This is a genomic window from Citrobacter sp. CK195 (assembly GCF_030333365.1).
Taxonomy (GTDB): domain Bacteria; phylum Pseudomonadota; class Gammaproteobacteria; order Enterobacterales; family Enterobacteriaceae; genus Citrobacter_B; species Citrobacter_B koseri.
In genome coordinates this window covers 648,600-665,573 of the sequence record NZ_JAOWGB010000025.1, presented here as the reverse complement: position 1 = coordinate 665,573, position 16,974 = coordinate 648,600, and the positions used below count along the sequence as shown (strand labels likewise).

Below are 16,974 nucleotides of genomic sequence, written 5' to 3'. Positions count from 1 at the left end.
CGGTTAAGTATTGACGGCTATTGCCGATAAATCTGATATATATAAGTGTGTTACACATTCAGCGTGCTGCTACAGGAACCGTAATGGCAAAGCGAACAAATAGCGTCGATACCACGTTTTTTTCTCTTGAGCTGTTGCGTCGTATTCCGCGCAGTCAGCGCATTACCGCCCAAGAGTTGCATCAGCAACTTACAGATGCGGGAATTGAGCGCAATGTGCGTACCATTCAGCGCCAGCTTGAACGCCTTAGCCAGCACTTCGATCTAGAGTGTGATGATCGCTGCCGCCCCTATGGCTGGCGATGGCGGGCAGGTTCGCGAGGCCTGAGCATGGCGCAGCTATCGCCAGCAGAATCGCTGCTGATGCAAATGGCGCAGGCGCATTTAAAGCATCTGCTACCCGCGCATCTGATGGCTTCATTTTCGCCGTTTTTTAGTCAAGCGGGACACACTCTTAACCACAGCGAACAGGCGCAGCGAGAGCGGGAATGGTCGCAGAAGGTGCGGGTGGTCGCTGCCAGCCAGTCGCTCCTACCACCAGTGATTCAGGAAGGCGTGTTTGACGCGGTCAGTGAAGCGCTTTATCACAACCGTTGGCTGAATATTGATTACAGCAATGCTCACGGTACTCGCCGTCAGGCGGAGGTGATGCCCCTCGGGCTAGCGCAACAGGGCTCGCGGCTGTATCTGGTTTGCCGCTTTAAAGGCTACGATAACGAACGCAGTCTGGCCCTGAACCGCATTATCTCGGCGGTCTGCAGTACCTTTCACTTTGCACGCCCCGCAGATTTTAACCTCAAACGTTACGACGATGATGGGCGCTTCGGATTCGGCGAGGGGAGAAGTATCCGCATTCATTTCACCCTCGAAACTGCGCGGGCGCAATTGTTGCTGGAGTCGCCACTGTCAGCGGATCAACATGTCAGCGAGCTTGAAGACGGGCGGCTGCATTTTAGCGCCACGGTCATCGACAGCCCGATGCTTGATGGCTTTCTTGCCACCTTTGGCAACACCATTAGCAACATTAAACGCGAAACAAACAATGTCGGTACAGAACAGGAAAACAATGATGAGTAATGGTGATCGTCAACTGCTGCCAGTATTACGCGATGCATCGGATAGCGAATTGGCCCCGCTGGTGGAATACATTACGAAGGCGTTCAGCAACGGTATTGAGAGTAAAGCACGTTATAAAACCCATTACCCCGTACACAGTCAGTATGCCGATCTGATTGCCCATGAGCTGTGCGAGTTTGGTGGCAATACTGTCGTCAATCTGTTTCGCGGCGGCGGCCCGGAGTGGAAAACCGTGGTGATCGATGTGGCGGACAAGCTTGACACGACCTACGAGAAGGACTGGAGCGTTGATCGTATCGAACTAGCTGTGCTGGCGGCAATTACTCGCAAGGCTTGGTCGGATATGGACCAAGCTCAACGCAAAAATCTGCTTGAAAAAATGGATCTTACTCAGGGTAGTACGATGCTTTTCCCAGAAGCAAAATTAATGACGCAGTTGCAGTCTAGCCGCTTCTCAAGTTTGCTCTTGGCATCGTTAATTGCCAACGTCTTTGCCAGCCAACTGCTCGGACGGACGGTGGTGATGTCCGCAGCCTCGTTTGTGGCTGCGCGAGGGGCAGCTTCTTTCCTGGGGCCGATTGGCTGGGTGATTACTGGGCTTTGGACCGCCCTAGATCTGGCGGGACCAGCGTTTCGCGTTACGATCCCTGCAGTCGTTCAGGTAGCACTACTTCGCCAACGGATTCATGCTACGGCGGAAGCCGATAAAGTTTGGTGGGAGTATCATCGCTGGCAGGATGAGAAAGATGCTGACAGCTGGGTGGCGAACATGTTTCGTATGGTAGGACTCTCTACTGCAGCCAGTGTAAGGCGTGAGCGCAATATGGCGTTTGAGCAGGGAGTGGTGGCCGGGCAACAGCAGACGAGGGAAGAATATGCAGATAAGCTCCTCAAAAAAATGGATGAAGTTAAGCGTTTCGAAAAACGTTGTGAGGCAATGCTGGCTGTTGCCTTTGCTTGTGCTAAAGAGGAAGGCATCGCGCCGTCTGACGTGCGCAGCGATATCGAAACCTGCTGCTTGGGGATGATGAGCGGGCATCTTTCCTCGATATTACAAGCCACAATTAATCGTCTTATTGCCAATCCGCCTGATATCCATACTGCGCTTGAACAAGCGTTAGAGTTAGGTATTCAGGAAACTGAGGCTGCTGAGCTGATGACGGTGCTTCGTGAGGCATTTAGTCAGCGTGCAGGTGCGTATTAAGGGGATATTATGGACAGAAAAACACTTTTATTGCGTCTGAACCAGCAGCGTCAGCGACAGACAAGCGAGCTCATACCATCACCAACAAAAGAGGTCGTTACCTTATCCGATGCCAGTGCTTGGCAGGCACATCAGCAAGTTCGGCAGTATCAACAGAAATGGCGCACGGAACAAACCACATTGATGCTGGCTGAGTGCCGACAGCGTCTTCTGCATAGCATTATTGGTCCGTTTGGGCTGGGGAGCATTGTCTCTGCGTGGGACAAAGTGGGGGGGAATGTTGATACCATTCATAATGTTCGCTCCGGGGTGTATGCCACGGAAGAGGAGCAAGTGCGTTATGAAAGCCGCGGTAAGTACAACAGTGATCCATACCATAAGCACGACAACTACAAGAAGACCAACGCCGAAAACAGTAAAAAACAGGATGCAGGCGAAGCAGTGGATGCCTATACCGGACAGGCACTGAGCAGGAATACCGATGCGGAGCAGGATCACCTTATTTCTGCCTCCTCTATCCATAACGACCCTGCGGTTTGGCTGGCGGAAGCCAATGGTGCGGATCTGGCGAACCACAAAACCAATCTGCATCAGACGCACCACTCGATCAATGAATCGAAGTTGCAAAAGAGTGCAGAGGAGTACATCGCCTGGTTGAACAAAAACCGCGCCGATCGCGATTCCAAAATTGCACGGTTGGAAGAGAAAGCCAAAAATGAGCCTCTGAGCAAAAAAGATCAGAACGCACTGGAGAAGTACAAACAGCAGAACGCCGTCGATCAGGAAAAGTTGCGCGAGTTGGATGAAGCGGCACGCAAGCAGTATGAAAGCAGTCTTCGTTGGGGCTACTACGGTAGTGCGAAATTCGGTGCATATTTACTGAAAACCAGTGCTGTCGAAGCGGGGAAAATGGGCCTACAGCAGGCGATTGGCCTGGTGTTGACGGATTTTGTCGACAGCCTGTTGTTGGAAGTTCATGACAGTTGGCATAACGGGTTTTGTGATGGGGTTGACCAGGAGCATGTCTGGGGGGCATTAAAAATCCGTGCTGGGCGGGTGGCAAAGAGCTGTCTCGATAACTGGCGCAACGTGCTAACGGCGTTCCGTGACGGGGCCATCAGCGGGATCATTAGTAACTTGATGACAACGCTGATAAATACTTTCTTCACCACCGCACGCAGCCTGGTACGAATGATCCGTGAAGGGGTTTTTTCGCTGTTCCGCGCAGCCAAAACCGTACTGATGCGACCAGAGGGTACAAGCCGTGCTGAAGCACTAGATGCAGGGCTGAAGATTGCTGTCAGCGGCGCATTCGTCATTGGTGGCGTACTGCTTGAAGAGTACCTCAGCAAAACTCTCGGTGCGCTGCTTACCGTTCTGCCCGGTGGGCTAATCACTACTCTAGTGGCTGTGTTGACGGGGTGCGTCACCGGCCTTGGTACCGTATTAACGGTCTATATGCTCGATCGATTAGATCTGTTTGGTGCGCAGCACCAGCAGGAAGACAATGCAGTACTAACGATGTTACAGGACGGCAGGGCGCAGGCCGATGCGCGTTTGCAGGCTCTGTTGGGATCGGACCCGAAACCTGTCTAAATACATCAAAGGCACCGAGGAGATATACGCAGAGAATTGGTGTTTGAAACATACACTGCTAAAGAGTTTGATTTGTACCAAATTGAATTTTTTTTCAAAAATATGGCGGAATATTATATATGGACTTACATGGTCATTTGCTTTATGTGGATATCACCCAGATCTGCGGCATCGGCTGTGCGTTCTGCATGTATGCGGATAAGCACGTAACGGGTAAGAGTATGGTGCTGTCAACGCAGGCACGTGACAACCTGTCGGCGCTCATTAATGATCCATCTGTAAAGCGTATTTCCGTAAGTGGCGAAGGTGAACCGCTCAATAACATTTATACCTTTTATGACTTACTGGCGTTGTCCCGAGGGGGCAACAGCTTTGAGTTTATTACCAGCGGTTTTTTTCGCCATGAGAAGATGGAAAAGATCTTTGATGAGATCAATCGTCTTGTCTCCGCCAATGGTGATACCTGTAATATTCGCCTGAGTTCAGATAGCCACCATATTGAAAAAGTAAAATGGCGTGCACATGGGTTTAGCCTGGATTATGTTCAGCGCAAAAAACCGTCATCGCTCAGTTTTTCATTTCGCTCAATTGATATCGACCGGGCCTTCACTCGCGAATATCTGGTGAGTGAACTGGCCTCATGGGGAATTAACGCCAGCATAAAGCCAGTCAGCGTACTGGAAGACAAATTATTAATAGGTACGGACACGTTTAACATCGACTACAAAAATCTGGTTCATCCGGCAAGAGATACGCCGGAGGGTTATCTAGACTTACAGGGATATATTGCCGCGATTGAGTCCAAAGTGGATAAACCTTTTACCTTTGGCAGCCTGAACCGTGCACCCCAGTCCAATGGCATGGACGTGACAATTAAACCCAACGGCGATGTGTTTCTGTACGGTATTGAGACCGAGCGTGTTGCAAATATCCATTCTGATGCGATCGACTGGCATCATCTGGCGAGCCATGTGCGGAATAATCCCTTGTCGCGCGCGTTATATACCCAGCCGTTAACCGAACTGCTGGCGCAGCTGGAAGACACCCCGCAGCTTCGCGCGATCATCGCGACCGCCAATAATCCTTACTGGCTGGTCAAAGAGATGGGGAAGCATTCCGGGTTGCTTGAACAATGGAAGGCAGCATGATTGATTCGCACTGCCACACGTTCTACTCGAAACATGCTGTAGGTACCATCGACGAACTTGTTTGTGCCTCGATTGCTGCGGGGGTGACGGTACTCACCATCACTGATCATGCTCCGTTCCCAGTGGATGCGCAGAACCGTTTGCTGGAATCGGAACTGGAGAGCTATTTCACCGATATTGATAAGGCGCAGCAGGCCTATAAAGGCGAGATCACGCTGCTACGCGGACTGGAACTCGATTATATGCCGGGTACTGAGCGTTATAACCGGCAATTACTTGCCCGCTATCCAATGGATTTTGTCATCGGTTCAATTCATTACGTCACTGTTGCCGATGAGCCGATGGTGAAGGTCTGGGAACTGCCCCGGTTAGCGGCAGACTCCTTTCTGGACAAGTACTTTGCTCAGCTTGAAGCGTTGCTGGAAAGCCGGTTGTTTGATGCGGTTGGGCACGCTGACACGCTACTGCGCGCAATCCCAGAGGATGTGTTTTTGCGTCGCTTTGAACCGTTGATTGCGCCGCTCGTACGCAGCGGTATTGCATATGAACTGAATGCTTCGGGCCTGCGAAAATCCAGCCTTGATCCTACGACGGGTAAAGAAATTGCAGGAAGATGGTCCTATCCTTCCCGCGCTTTGCTGGAGAAATTACTGAGGAACAATGTTCCATTGACTATCGGATCCGATGCGCATGATCCTCGTGATGCCGGAACGGGGATCGCCGAGTTGATGGAGGCACTTAGGCCTTTAGGGCTTCAATCCATCAGCTATTATCAGCAGCGTCAACGTATTGATGTTCTGTTGGATAACCTTCAATTTCACACTGTGCCAGTGTCTCGCTAAGGATCTTCACCATGAATGGACTAAAAACTCCGCATTCACTTGCGTGGAACACGTTGCACAACGAACCGCTCGCAACCCAGTTGGCAATGTTTCGCCAGGCCAGTGCACAGATCAATGCGCAGGATGTTAAATCCGGTTTTCGCGCATTCGCGACCGATTTGCTGGCGCGCGGTTTGATCGACATGTCCGATTACGTCGCTATTTTTGGTGGTAAGGCGCTACATTATCTGACGCCGAATGCGACTGGATCATTTTGCGATATGCGCACCGGTGCTGACGCTACAACATTGGCGGGCATTTATAGCCGTGCGAAATATGGCGGAGTGAGCGAGATACGCTATCTGGCACGGTGTGTTATCGACTATCTTGCCGCAGAACTGGATGATACCTCCTCTTCATGGTCAGGGTTGTTTTGCCAGGCCAAAGAGGAGGGAGAGAATGTTGTGATGATGACCACGGGCTGGCGTAATGTGCCTTCCACGGCCAATGTGCTCTACGATATCGTGGTTGAGGAAATTAATCTCACGTTGGCGCATAAAGGATTGCCCACCATTATCAACGTTAAACTGCCCAGGATTGCGCCGCCGTGTGAAAATTACGCCAGCCTTAGCCAGGCCGAGCGCGATCGGGTCAATCTTGTGCAGGATCATGTGATTCCAGCGGAGAATTTTTACCGCTGGAGCGGCGTGCATGTCATTTTCGGAGATGACGTGCTGGTGACTGGGGCTACGGCGGATAAAGTGTTGTATGAATCGCTGTATAACGGCGCCCGGTCATTTCGTGCCATTTACCCAGTGGCACTAGATCCCCGGGTGGCATTAACTGATGCGTCGGTGGAGGATCGGCTAAACAGCGTGAGCGTGAAGCAGCATTTGGATGAAAACGTCGCGCAACTGCTCTCTGCTCCGGGCTATCAGCCCATTCTGCGTGCGTTGCGTCTGTTATTTGGCGAAGACAACCGGGATAGTTTACCGGCTTTCCTGCCAAATGTGCCGGTGCTGACCTGGCTTAATCTGTATAAATCAGCGTTAAATAATGAGTTTTTGGCTCAGCCTGCATGCACGCCATCACTGGTGATGCTCAGAACATATCTGATGCAAAATGGTCTGTTGTGTGCGAAAGGTAAGGTGCTGGTGAAATGACGTCCGATACTACCCATTACGTCAGTTACTGGGAAAACGCACCGGGTCAGACCATGCCGGCTTATGTTGCCCTGGCACTGGTTTCTATGCGCAGAGCTCTAGGCGATCGTTTTCTTCTGCTTACGCCGCGAACGGTAAGCGAACACATCGATGCAGACATCATGAATAAAGCTTGGGCTTTTGAACCGCTGAGCTTTACGCTGGCGAACGGCATTGAAGCTATTGTGGCGAAGAGCGATTTCATTCGCATGGCGTTTGTACATCGCTGGGGCGGGGCATGGTTGGATGCGGATACGTTGCTGTTTAGAGATCCGAGTGTTGAGTTATTTCCGACAGGGCTGAGCCATAAATTGCACTGGCATAGCGAGTGTATTTTCGCATCCCTGCCGGGAAACCCCATACTTGCGCAAGCCTTAGCTATAGGGCTTGAGAGCGAGAATCACGCTTGGGGTAATCCTGGGAGAATCAAAAATAACATTGCCCTGGCTGCCGATGCTGCCATCCCGATTGGCGGGGAGGTCATCGATCCCGGATACCGTCCGCTTTACAACTTTGCTGGTTGCGAGGTGATGCGTCGCACCGATATTGCCGTCGGGGCATTTTTGATTAACGACGTGGCCATTCTCAAACTTTACAACACCTATTTCCGGCGTACCGAAGCCCGGAGAGAAACCGTGGCTGAATTTCTGGCGGGTGGCTCGCTGCTGGCAAAACTGTTTTTGCATATTGAGGCGAATACGGATTACTGGGTTGATGAAAGTGACAAATTGATAGCTTCCGTTGCCTGAGTACCGCGTTCGCCCAGTACGATAGCTTCAGCGGGTAAGTGGAGTCGACAGTGCGTGGCGCCATTGAGGTTAATACGCGGCGCGATTGCTTCGTGAATGGTCGGCGTCCGGCGGTGTGGCGAGCTGTGGGCAATATACAGCCATGCGGGGATGCGTTCAGTTAAATGGCTGAATTCAAGTTCAATGCGCAGTAGATCGAATATCTCGGTGGTGCGTCCACTGGGAGTCCAAGCCAGCGGTGCGGTACGGTGATCGGGCCGCACGACTGCGACAGGAACGCTGAATTCAAGATTGATCGTCCCGGCATAACAGCCTGCAACTTCAGGAAATTTTTCACAGATTAAGGGCAGTTGTCGCGCCAGCGTGCCCGTCGCTACCCCTAGCCCAGGGATGATTCTGGCGTTAAGCGACATGCTGTTTTTCGCTTCTGCTGGCAGTGTTAAGAGAGTCTGCAATGCGTTCATTAATGACGTTAGCGAAAAAGTATCCATATTTTTTTTGCCCGTACGACGGAGTGTGTCTGGCTGTTGCTCGCTGTAGATCACTTGTGTAAAAGGTGAGCGAGGCGGCAACCATGGGTTGTGTTGACCTGCAATCAACGGGTAGATCGCCACCAGCTTCGCTTTCAGGCCAACAGCCATATGCACAATGGCTGTATCCACACTAACAACTGCCAGCGCGCGGCGAATATAGCCTGCAACCTTTTCGGGGGTTAGCCCGTCGTGCAAGACTGCCACATTATCGCGTGAAACTGCGTTTTCCAGATGCTGTGCGCTGTACAGCGTTGAAGGGCTGCAAAGAATTCCCACGGAATGGCCGGGAAACTCGTCGGTGATAGCTTGTAGAGCTGCGGTTGCCCGGGAAGGGGATAGCCCCTTGTCTCTTCGGCTGGCATAAGGATTAAAAAGTATTTGGGGGGAAAGTGCCTCAGGCGGGAGCTCGGCAGGCAACGGAACAATGTACTGGGTGTCGATCACTTTCGCGCCCAGATCCTGCAGAATATATTTGTACTGCTCCACGATATTGAGCGAGTTTGCAGCAAATCCCATTTTACGATTCACACAGCGCAGTGAATCATCAAGGGAATAGATACTCGCCGGGCGGAGTAACCGCATAAAAACTATTTCGGCAGGTTGCAGTCGTCCAACCAGATGAACAACGACATCGACATTACTTAGTTGGTTCACCAATCTGCGTAGTTCACCAAGCCCTGGATGCGGATTCGTAACGATGACGTCATCTACACCGAAGGTGTTGGTATGCATTTCAGCTAACTCGTTAACCGTAAGTACAGTCAATCGGGCATTGAGCTTACGTGATTCGCGAAAAAAGAAAGAAGATACGATGGAGTCGCCCAATTTTGCGTCCCAGCGAAGCAGAAGAATATGGAGTTTTTCGCCGGGGGTTTTCGTGGGCAGAGGTTTGTCCGCCAGGAGGCGAAATATCAACCTGGAAACCGCTTTGCGTAAAATCTGAAAACTTATCAATATGCTCACCAGTCTTTTGCTCAGGGGGCCGATCCCGGCCACACGGTTTTTTCAGGGTGATGCGGCGTATTCTAATTAGCCTCAAACTCCATCTTGCTGCCAATTAGGAAGCACAATAGCAAGCGAGGTGAGCTGAGATTCGGTCAAAGCCATTATTAACAAGACGGTAAGCAACTAACGGTTTATACCGACCAAGGAACACAAACGCACCTAAATCAATGTTGTTCAATACCGAGCGCGCGCCTTATGAACGTCTGATCCACGAACCCAATCGTTCGACTCCAAACGTCCTGAGTATCCCGAAGATACTGGCACAACCCATCCACATCAGCTTGGTCGGAAAATTCCAGCAAATCTACCAGCCGGTGTAACGTCTGAATGGGAATGCCAATCTCCTCCAAGGCACTTACACCTGGCGGAAGATGAAAATTCTCGAACGTCATTTTGACATGCGTGTAATCGACTTTGCTGCGAATACCTCTCTTCAACGCGTGATATTTTACAACATCCTCCATCAAGCTGAGCACTTTAGGTAACGTGTAACCGAAAGTATTGGTTATGAGTTTCAGATCATTGTTAAGTGCGTCGGAAAGAGTGCGCCTTTCCCCTTCAGAGACCCGTTGTCGTGCGTAAACGATTTGATTCTTCAGATATTCCGAATAACTTTCAGCGCTTAAATAGCCGGCAAGTTTGGCGATCATCACATCCGTGGGCTTAACAGGGATCCCATTGCGACTGAACGTATGGGGAACCAGTCTGGCAATGATCTTTGCAAAGGTCTTGAGGAAGTTTGTCGCGGGGGTCCAGTGAAAAACCAACGAGGAAAATTCGCTGTCGTCCATCATCTCGAACATGCTTTGCAGCATTTCGAACTGCTCGACACGGAAGTACGAATGCTTCTTCACAAGTTCGATGGAAACATGGTCGTTTATGAAAACCTCATCAAAGCGATCCTGTGAAAACTCGGACAAGTGGTCTGGTTGAACGCTGGCCAAGAGGTTGATTGGGGTATCAATGTCCTGAATACCGAGCGGAATATCCACCTCTTGATTGAGGTTGTCTTCCGGGATTTCCTCCAGGCAAAAGATTTTGCCGACGAAGTGAACGCCCATGCGCCCGGCGCGCCCTTTGATGTTGCCATGGGTGAATTTGTCAATGCTGCGAGTTCCATCGCGGTTGTCGTAGATCACGACGTTCTTAGCGATAGTATTGACTCCTTCAATGATCGTGGAGGTGCAAAGTAAAAAGCGCAGTTTTCCAGCATTGAATTGGTCGGCGGTGTATTGCTGCAATGCCCTCGGTAGCGCGCCAAAATGCAAGCCAATACCGTTTCTAAGTGCGACTGTGTAATCCCAGTCGGCATCGAACTCTTCGCTGACCCAGTCGACATGAGGACTCTCAGTCGGAGTGCCTTGCCCCAGCCTGATCAGCTCGCGCGCCACCTGGCCCGCAACAGTTGGTGACTTGCAATAAATGATCGTTGCGTCGACGCATGCGTGCGCGATTTCTCCTAGCGCGTTGAGCTTGGCTTTGTCGTCGTTCGCTTTGATGCCGAACGTCTTAACATCTAGCGCGACTGTATTGAAGTCGGTAGAAACGAAAGTATGCGGATATCCAAGTCTTTCGAGACCGCGAATGCTGTTAACGAACGGTCCAGTCAGGTAAAACTGCCTGGAGACCTTGAGCAGTTTGCTCAAAGCAATGTTGAGCTCGATGACTCGTTCGTCTTGATGATCAATGTCCCCACTTTTCAGTTGCCGGAACGCCAACTTGTAAAACTCGTCAATGACGAAGAGGTCAATATCGACGATGTCGTCACGCTCGTTCACTCGCTCCTGCGTTAACACGTAGACAGCCTGATCGGAATGGCACACTTGGGAACTGTGGTGGATGATCTGATATCGGTCACCGAATCGCTCTTGTAGTCGGCGACGAGTTTCGTCGGCAAGAGCCACAGTCGGAACAACCAGAACGAGCCGCTTCAACGTTCCCATGCCGAGCAACGAATCGACGATTGCGCTTTTGCCCATGCTTGTAGGTGCGCTCAGAACCACGTTTTGACCGGACTTAAGCAGATCAAATATGTGGAACTGCATTGAGTGGAAAACAAAACCATCCGAGAATGGCGTCCGGTATAGCTCAAGCACCCTCAGGTCATCCGGTGTCAGGCTGGTGAACTCCTTTTTGAGATACGGGAACAAACCTGATTTTCTCACCATATTTTTCAATATCGTGGTGTGCTCGGAAAACCGCTCGCGCGAATCGAGAGCTCGCACGATCAAGTCCCGTCCTAAGTCATACGAAACAGGATTAGACAACAGCTTGTTAACCGCAAACAGATAATTGAAAGATGAGAAGTCCTCACCCTGCAGGCTATGTTTCGCCTGTTCATAGACCTCTGTCATACGACCTCTCTCACCTTCTCATCAACTAATTGGGTTAACCGCTCAAGACTCGGGGCTGGATAAATGAATACGTGGATGCAAAGATTCGCAAACGGCGAATCCTCGATCAGGTCAGCCGCGAATTTTTCGAATAGCGCCGTCGTTTCCTTCTCCAAGTCACCCTCGAATCCCGGCGTTTCAGGCTCAGTTAGCAGCTTGGAGTCGTAGCCCACGAACAGAACAAACGTGAAACGATCAAGGTGAGCATCGAAAGGTCTGCTGCCATCAAGAATTTCGTCAATGTCGTGGCGAAGCAGGTAGTTATCATCTTTAATGTCGAGGATCTTTCTGCGTGCTGTATCGATGCAATCCGATATGTCCTCGTATAACTGATCCCGTATCTCCGGCAATCTGACGGCAATGTCAATATTAGTCACCAACTCACTGAAGCCAATCCAGAGCTGATCACCTTCTGGATCGCGGCGAACGATGTGCACATTTTCAAGAATTTTTTCGGCCCCTGCTTTTTCCACGTATAACATGCAAGGGATAGGCTGGCTTTCGTGGTGCTGCCGGATCGTTGCATGCAACAGAACTCGCCCCAAAAATTCGCTGACATCATGGAGCGATTTGAAGACTGAATTCTTTAATCGTTCTCGCTTTTCAATGAGTGTCAGTTTATGAATATCAGACAATTCTTTTGGTCGGAGAAAGACCTCATCCAACCATTGGCAGACGTTATCCGCGATGTGCTTGTAGCGATATTTCTTAAGCGAGTACTGCTGATGTAGAACCAGGCCTTTACGCTTAGCACAGACCGAAGTCATAGGCGCTCTAAATGGCGTAAGGATGTGGGGTAAGTCCCGTTTGACGTAGATTTTGCGGCCTGACCGAGATTGGTCATCTTCGACACGCTGCCTGAACCACTCAAGTAGGTCTGGTCGTAAACAGGACTTGTCATTCACGCAGTGAATGCGTCGAGAATGCTCGCCCTTGCGCGTTACGGTATCAAGGATTCGGCACCAAATGTCTTCGGCGACGGTTTCGGAACTGAGAATGACCCCATGTAGATCGTGGGATGCCAGCCGTATGTTTTTGATCCCTAGAAGTTCCAGTTCTCGCAGAGATGAAAACACTTCCCATGTAGCCGCATCGATCCAATCTGAAACGCTTATACCTGACTCTGTTAAATAATTGTTTGTACGTTTGTTGAGATCATCGATGAGTTCCTGTCGGCCTGGCTTATCTAGTCGAGCGGTTGGGCTGATCGTCAAGTACTCCAAGGTTTTGTTGACCTTTTCCTCTGTGACGATGGAGTACCTACGTCCAAGGAACAGGTCAGACTCACATTGCATTGATTTGTGCAAAATTGAACTGCAGGGGATCGGCTTTTTATCAGCACCTTTTGAATTCTGAACGATGTCCGAAATGTTCCAACGTGTTTTGCCGGTGCTTTTTACCTGAACGAAGTCGATGTATCCATCAGATACAATATCGATATCGTCTGTGACCTCGCAGCGAACACTGCGGATAGACTTGTCACGAAGCATTCGGGTGACATGGTAAGCGGCTACGCAGTCCTGAAATAAGAAACCGTGCTTGGCGGCTACTCCGCCTGAATCATTCGACTCCATTTAGACATCCGTGACAATTTTGCGAAAATTAAGATGATGTTATGACACAGACAATAGGATCACTGCATCATCACCAGTGTTCTAAATACTTCACAGCCATTCTCGGTCGCAGTTATCAAGCTTTCAGTATTCCAATATTTTTGGAATACTGACGTCTAATCTGTTTATACAACATACTGTTCCAACTCACGTAAGGTATGCACAGCCCTCATCAAGGTTTTAGTTTTCAAATCGTTCAGAACTGAGACCGCCAAAGGCACTATGGCACCGCCAGCGATTGTAATCACAGTTGATATTATAAAACACAGTTGCGCACACTATTTCCAAGTTGGTAGGGGCTTATCTTAATACCCTTTGAGCAATGTCAACATCGCGTGTTCATGGCTTTCTATGTTGTTAATGCCTTGCCCCTCCGGCCCCCACTCCTCATAGCTCATCATGATGGCTTGCTTTAGGCTCTCTGCTCGCTCTGTTTCGGCGTAGAATTTTTTCTTGTCTGCCGGTGAATAATTACTGAGTCTCGAATTGCTGCTTGGCGAGATCAGGCAGAGGTTGCCAAAACGATGGACATCACCCCCCATTTTGTTTGCGCCAGAAGGATCTGTTTGAGGAAAGTAGTGCTCAACCGACGTTCGACTCTGTGAAAACTGAAAGCCATCAAAGTGTTTCTTAATATCTGGATTATTAAGCCCTTTACCATCGAATGATTGGCCCGTAGTAAGATCACGCCACAAACGATAGTCGAGCAGATTAAACACAAAGTTCTGTACGCTGGTACCGCGGTGCAGAGCCTCTGCATCGAATTGCTCCTTTTCACCACAAATCTCAGCCAAAAACTCATGGCTGAGTTGCTCAAGCTCTCTGAGGTAAGCCGCTCCGTCAACGTTCAGTTGACCCAAAGCCAGAGTATTCAAAATGGCCAGTGAGCGATTGAGCCATCGCTTATAAACATAGGCAGGGTGGGAGACATGGAACATCGACAAGATCATCGCTAGTTGTTTATTTACACCAGACAGTTCATCTTGATCGAAAGAGTTGTTATAGCTAAAGCTCGAATTCCTGTCTCTGGCATAGTACTCAAGCGTCAGCAGGCTCCACTTCTCAGCCTGATCGCGCTTAATGATATAGCGATCAAATAAGACTCTAAACTTCAGCAAGTTAAAAGCAAACTGGGCGATTTTCTTTTGGTCATTTTTTATGATTTCAAATGCCTGAAGTAGCTTTTTATCGTCCAATGACACGTCATTATCCACTGTCACTTTTAGCACATGCAGTAGGAAGTTGGAGAAATCGATAATCGAATCAAAACGCTGCTCTTTTGCTTTTTCATCGTTGTCATCGGTGTGATGAAAGCGTCGTCTTTCGATAATATCCCGTATAGTCAGCTTTTCGTCTGTATCACGATTAGTTTCTATCGCGCATTTTATCTCTTCAAAACTCGCCGGGAATCCTAACCACTGCTCACCAAATAATGCTTTGCGAGCCTCTGAGCTAAAGCCCAATTGCACATAGCGACTCATATCAGCGCAGGCATCCCATATGGCAGAAAAGCCGTTTCTTGCGGCAGTTTCACCGTTGTAAACTGACATCAAATTCGCTTTCAACACTTCGTGTTTTTCTAGCTGTTCACCTCGGTTATTCATGATCTCAAAGTAGTGGTTGAGATCAGTCTCTGTTGGCACAGGAACCCGTAAAATAGTGACGTGTTTGAGTAGATATCGGCAAAAGTTGTTGGTGTCTATGTCCTCTTTCTCAAAGTAGCGTTCAATAATAGTAAACGCTGCTCGGATTGAGGGTTCTTCAGGATCATTGCTCTGATCCTGTTGAAACAGCTTATGTAGCGTTCGGGCTGATTTAGGACGGCTGTCAAAGTCGAGATTAAGGTGAAGCGGGGATAAATCTTGTTCGCTGCAACAAGCAACTTTTTTTAAGTATGCGAGCAAAATTGACAGCGTTGTGTACCTTTGCTGTCCATCAATAGTTTCATAGACTATTACGCCTTGGTGTGCGCTATCAGCGCCATCTCTGACATATACCACCAAGCTGCCCAGATAGTATTTCGGGTCTTCCTGTTGCTCTGCATTTTTAAGGGCTTTAGCAGCATCTGCAATGTCCCGAATAAGCTGTTCAATCTCCTGCGCGCCCCAGGCGTAGTTACGCTGATAAATAGGGATAACATAATGGCTATTAGCGCTGAATAACTGTTCGATGGTCAGCAAGGCTAAATCATTACTCGTCGGCATCTACATCTCCCAGCATCTGAGCGATTGAATCTTCTACGGGTTTGGCATTTTGAAAACGAATGTTTATACAACGCTTTGGCTGAAAGCGTAGGACTTGTTGTGGGTGGATCGCTTTATCGAGCACTCTCAATAGTCCTCGGGGCTCACGCGCATAACCATCAACACTGTCCATACCGATTTTTTGATATTGCAAGCGCAAGTAGTAACTCCAACAAAAACAGATTGTTGCGGCTTGAATTAATTCTTTGTCGCCAAACTTATCGTAATAGGCCATTACTGCACACATAAAGAGATTTTTAATATACATATCCCCTTTTCGTGAACTGCCAGCATAACGGGTATGTTTTTTTAAGAAATTGCCAAGCAGCGCGTTGTCACCTTCAAATAGGGTGTGATGCAGGGATTTGTAGTGCTGGATATACTCAAAAAAGCGCTTTCCGTTAATTATTAACTGATTAACCTGAAACGGATAAGGTTTATTCTGCTTGTCCCACTTCCTGATAGGGTCATTATTGTAGTGCTCAACCGCAAAATCCAGGGCGAGCAGAGACTGCAGATAGTGGTAATCAGAAGTGGAGAGGTTGACGCCTTTGAACACCTCAAGATTGTGGCGGCTGAACTGCACGCCATAATCGCCATCCAGCCATCGCCGCAGGCGGAACAAATACTCGCCCATAATGAGGTGAAGGTTAGCGGATTCATCATCCGGACTGACTCCTTGCTCCCACAGGCTTACGTGGTGTAGTCGTTCCGCTTGCTCTGTAGCATCCATCATTTCGCGCAAATGGTATGCCTTTAGTAAGTCATGGGGCGCGAGGGCCTTACCCCTGGCGTTTTGCGAGTCGAAAAACTGAAAGGCTTCGCTCAAATCATCGAGCGTCACTTCGATCAGTTCACACTTGTTACACACGAAGTGAAGTAGTGATTTGCGCTCGTTATCATTTAGTCCCACGAGGCGGTTCTCAATGACTTTGGCATTGTGCTCAAGGTTATTGATGCTAACCCTTGAAGCAAAAGATTGTTCCAACAGGGGCGTTGAAAACTCATCACTCTGATCGAGCACTGAGCAAAGCAAGGTTAAGGTCAGAAGGCGCTGCTGACCATCAACGATATCGAGCTCACCTTCATAAGCAGGTTTTAACTTATCCCGGTGCAACACCACAGTCCCAAGGCGGTAGCTCTGTTTATTTTGGTGGGTTAACACATCATCAATTAGTTGATTTACGTGTTTTTGTTGCCATTTGTAGGGGCGCTGGTATGACGGAATAGCGAGGCGTTGCTCTAGCAGCATCCCGGTTTTTTTTACCTGATAGGATACAGTTCCCATGACTACAATGCCTGCTCAACAATCATAACTGTCAGTTGAGGTTGGTTTTGCTGGCTGTTTTCCAGATGTATTTTTAGTTTATCGCAGAAGGTCATTAACTCAT

Annotated in this window: 12 protein-coding genes; 7 read left to right on the top strand and 5 right to left on the bottom strand. The window is 49.3% G+C overall.

Annotation, left to right across the window (positions count from 1 at the left end; all coding sequences use genetic code 11):
* Window positions 1–83: 83 nt before the first annotated feature.
* The 7 genes from OGX93_RS17355 to OGX93_RS17325 all read left to right on the top strand — a co-directional run bounded on the left by OGX93_RS17355 (window position 84) and on the right by OGX93_RS17325 (window position 7,796).
* Entirely contained in the window at window positions 84–1,076 is a 993-nt protein-coding gene (locus OGX93_RS17355) for a helix-turn-helix transcriptional regulator (protein ID WP_286448873.1), read from the top strand.
* On the top strand, window positions 1,066–2,280 hold the full coding sequence (locus tag OGX93_RS17350) for a YaaW family protein (RefSeq protein WP_286448872.1): 1,215 nt from the start codon (window positions 1,066–1,068) through the stop codon (window positions 2,278–2,280). Before OGX93_RS17355 ends, OGX93_RS17350 begins: the two co-directional genes overlap by 11 nt.
* Before the next feature lie 9 nt (window positions 2,281–2,289).
* Window positions 2,290–3,876 carry a hypothetical protein gene (locus OGX93_RS17345; protein WP_286448871.1) on the top strand — a complete coding sequence of 529 codons (1,587 nt, stop codon included), beginning with the start codon at window positions 2,290–2,292 and terminating at the stop codon, window positions 3,874–3,876.
* A 119-nt stretch (window positions 3,877–3,995) separates the two neighbouring features.
* Entirely contained in the window at window positions 3,996–5,024 is a 1,029-nt protein-coding gene (locus OGX93_RS17340) for a radical SAM family protein (RefSeq protein ID WP_286448870.1), read from the top strand.
* Entirely contained in the window at window positions 5,021–5,866 is an 846-nt protein-coding gene (locus tag OGX93_RS17335) for a histidinol-phosphatase (protein ID WP_286448868.1), read from the top strand. Before OGX93_RS17340 ends, OGX93_RS17335 begins: the two co-directional genes overlap by 4 nt.
* An 11-nt stretch (window positions 5,867–5,877) precedes the next feature.
* Window positions 5,878–7,008 (top strand): hypothetical protein, encoded by a 1,131-nt coding sequence (locus OGX93_RS17330; protein ID WP_286448866.1) that lies wholly within the window; start codon window positions 5,878–5,880, stop codon window positions 7,006–7,008.
* Window positions 7,005–7,796, top strand: a complete 792-nt coding sequence (locus OGX93_RS17325) for a hypothetical protein (protein ID WP_286448864.1) — start codon at window positions 7,005–7,007, stop codon at window positions 7,794–7,796. Before OGX93_RS17330 ends, OGX93_RS17325 begins: the two co-directional genes overlap by 4 nt.
* Here the strand turns inward: OGX93_RS17325 and OGX93_RS17320 are convergent.
* From OGX93_RS17320 to OGX93_RS17300, 5 genes are all read right to left on the bottom strand, one after another.
* The gene (locus OGX93_RS17320; protein ID WP_286448862.1) at window positions 7,751–9,292 is read right to left on the bottom strand and encodes a glycosyltransferase family 9 protein; all 1,542 of its coding nucleotides are present in this window, start codon (window positions 9,290–9,292) and stop codon (window positions 7,751–7,753) included. The genes OGX93_RS17325 and OGX93_RS17320 overlap by 46 nt on opposite strands.
* 206 nt (window positions 9,293–9,498) lie before the next feature.
* Window positions 9,499–11,688 carry a DEAD/DEAH box helicase gene (locus OGX93_RS17315; RefSeq protein WP_286448861.1) on the bottom strand — a complete coding sequence of 730 codons (2,190 nt, stop codon included), beginning with the start codon at window positions 11,686–11,688 and terminating at the stop codon, window positions 9,499–9,501.
* Window positions 11,685–13,301 carry an anti-bacteriophage protein AbpA gene (gene abpA, locus OGX93_RS17310; protein ID WP_286448859.1) on the bottom strand — a complete coding sequence of 539 codons (1,617 nt, stop codon included), beginning with the start codon at window positions 13,299–13,301 and terminating at the stop codon, window positions 11,685–11,687. The genes OGX93_RS17315 and abpA overlap by 4 nt, the downstream gene beginning before the upstream one ends.
* Before the next feature lie 344 nt (window positions 13,302–13,645).
* Window positions 13,646–15,544, bottom strand: a complete 1,899-nt coding sequence (locus tag OGX93_RS17305; RefSeq protein WP_286448857.1) for a GmrSD restriction endonuclease domain-containing protein — start codon at window positions 15,542–15,544, stop codon at window positions 13,646–13,648.
* On the bottom strand, window positions 15,531–16,871 hold the full coding sequence (locus tag OGX93_RS17300; RefSeq protein WP_286448855.1) for a DUF262 domain-containing protein: 1,341 nt from the start codon (window positions 16,869–16,871) through the stop codon (window positions 15,531–15,533). Before OGX93_RS17300 ends, OGX93_RS17305 begins: the two co-directional genes overlap by 14 nt.
* Between the last annotated feature and the right edge of the window lie 103 nt (window positions 16,872–16,974).

What these genes read in the sequence shown, in the direction of transcription:
- OGX93_RS17355 (WP_286448873.1), top strand. Translation starts at nt 84, where the DNA reads ATGGCAAAGCGAACAAATAGCGTCGATACCACGTTTTTTTCTCTTGAG.
- OGX93_RS17350 (WP_286448872.1), top strand. Translation starts at nt 1,066, where the DNA reads ATGATGAGTAATGGTGATCGTCAACTGCTGCCAGTATTACGCGATGCA.
- OGX93_RS17345 (WP_286448871.1), top strand. Translation starts at nt 2,290, where the DNA reads ATGGACAGAAAAACACTTTTATTGCGTCTGAACCAGCAGCGTCAGCGA.
- OGX93_RS17340 (WP_286448870.1), top strand. Translation starts at nt 3,996, where the DNA reads ATGGACTTACATGGTCATTTGCTTTATGTGGATATCACCCAGATCTGC.
- OGX93_RS17335 (WP_286448868.1), top strand. Translation starts at nt 5,021, where the DNA reads ATGATTGATTCGCACTGCCACACGTTCTACTCGAAACATGCTGTAGGT.
- OGX93_RS17330 (WP_286448866.1), top strand. Translation starts at nt 5,878, where the DNA reads ATGAATGGACTAAAAACTCCGCATTCACTTGCGTGGAACACGTTGCAC.
- OGX93_RS17325 (WP_286448864.1), top strand. Translation starts at nt 7,005, where the DNA reads ATGACGTCCGATACTACCCATTACGTCAGTTACTGGGAAAACGCACCG.
- OGX93_RS17315 (WP_286448861.1), bottom strand. Translation starts at nt 11,688, where the DNA reads ATGACAGAGGTCTATGAACAGGCGAAACATAGCCTGCAGGGTGAGGAC.
- abpA (WP_286448859.1), bottom strand. Translation starts at nt 13,301, where the DNA reads ATGGAGTCGAATGATTCAGGCGGAGTAGCCGCCAAGCACGGTTTCTTA.
- OGX93_RS17305 (WP_286448857.1), bottom strand. Translation starts at nt 15,544, where the DNA reads ATGCCGACGAGTAATGATTTAGCCTTGCTGACCATCGAACAGTTATTC.
- OGX93_RS17300 (WP_286448855.1), bottom strand. Translation starts at nt 16,871, where the DNA reads ATGGGAACTGTATCCTATCAGGTAAAAAAAACCGGGATGCTGCTAGAG.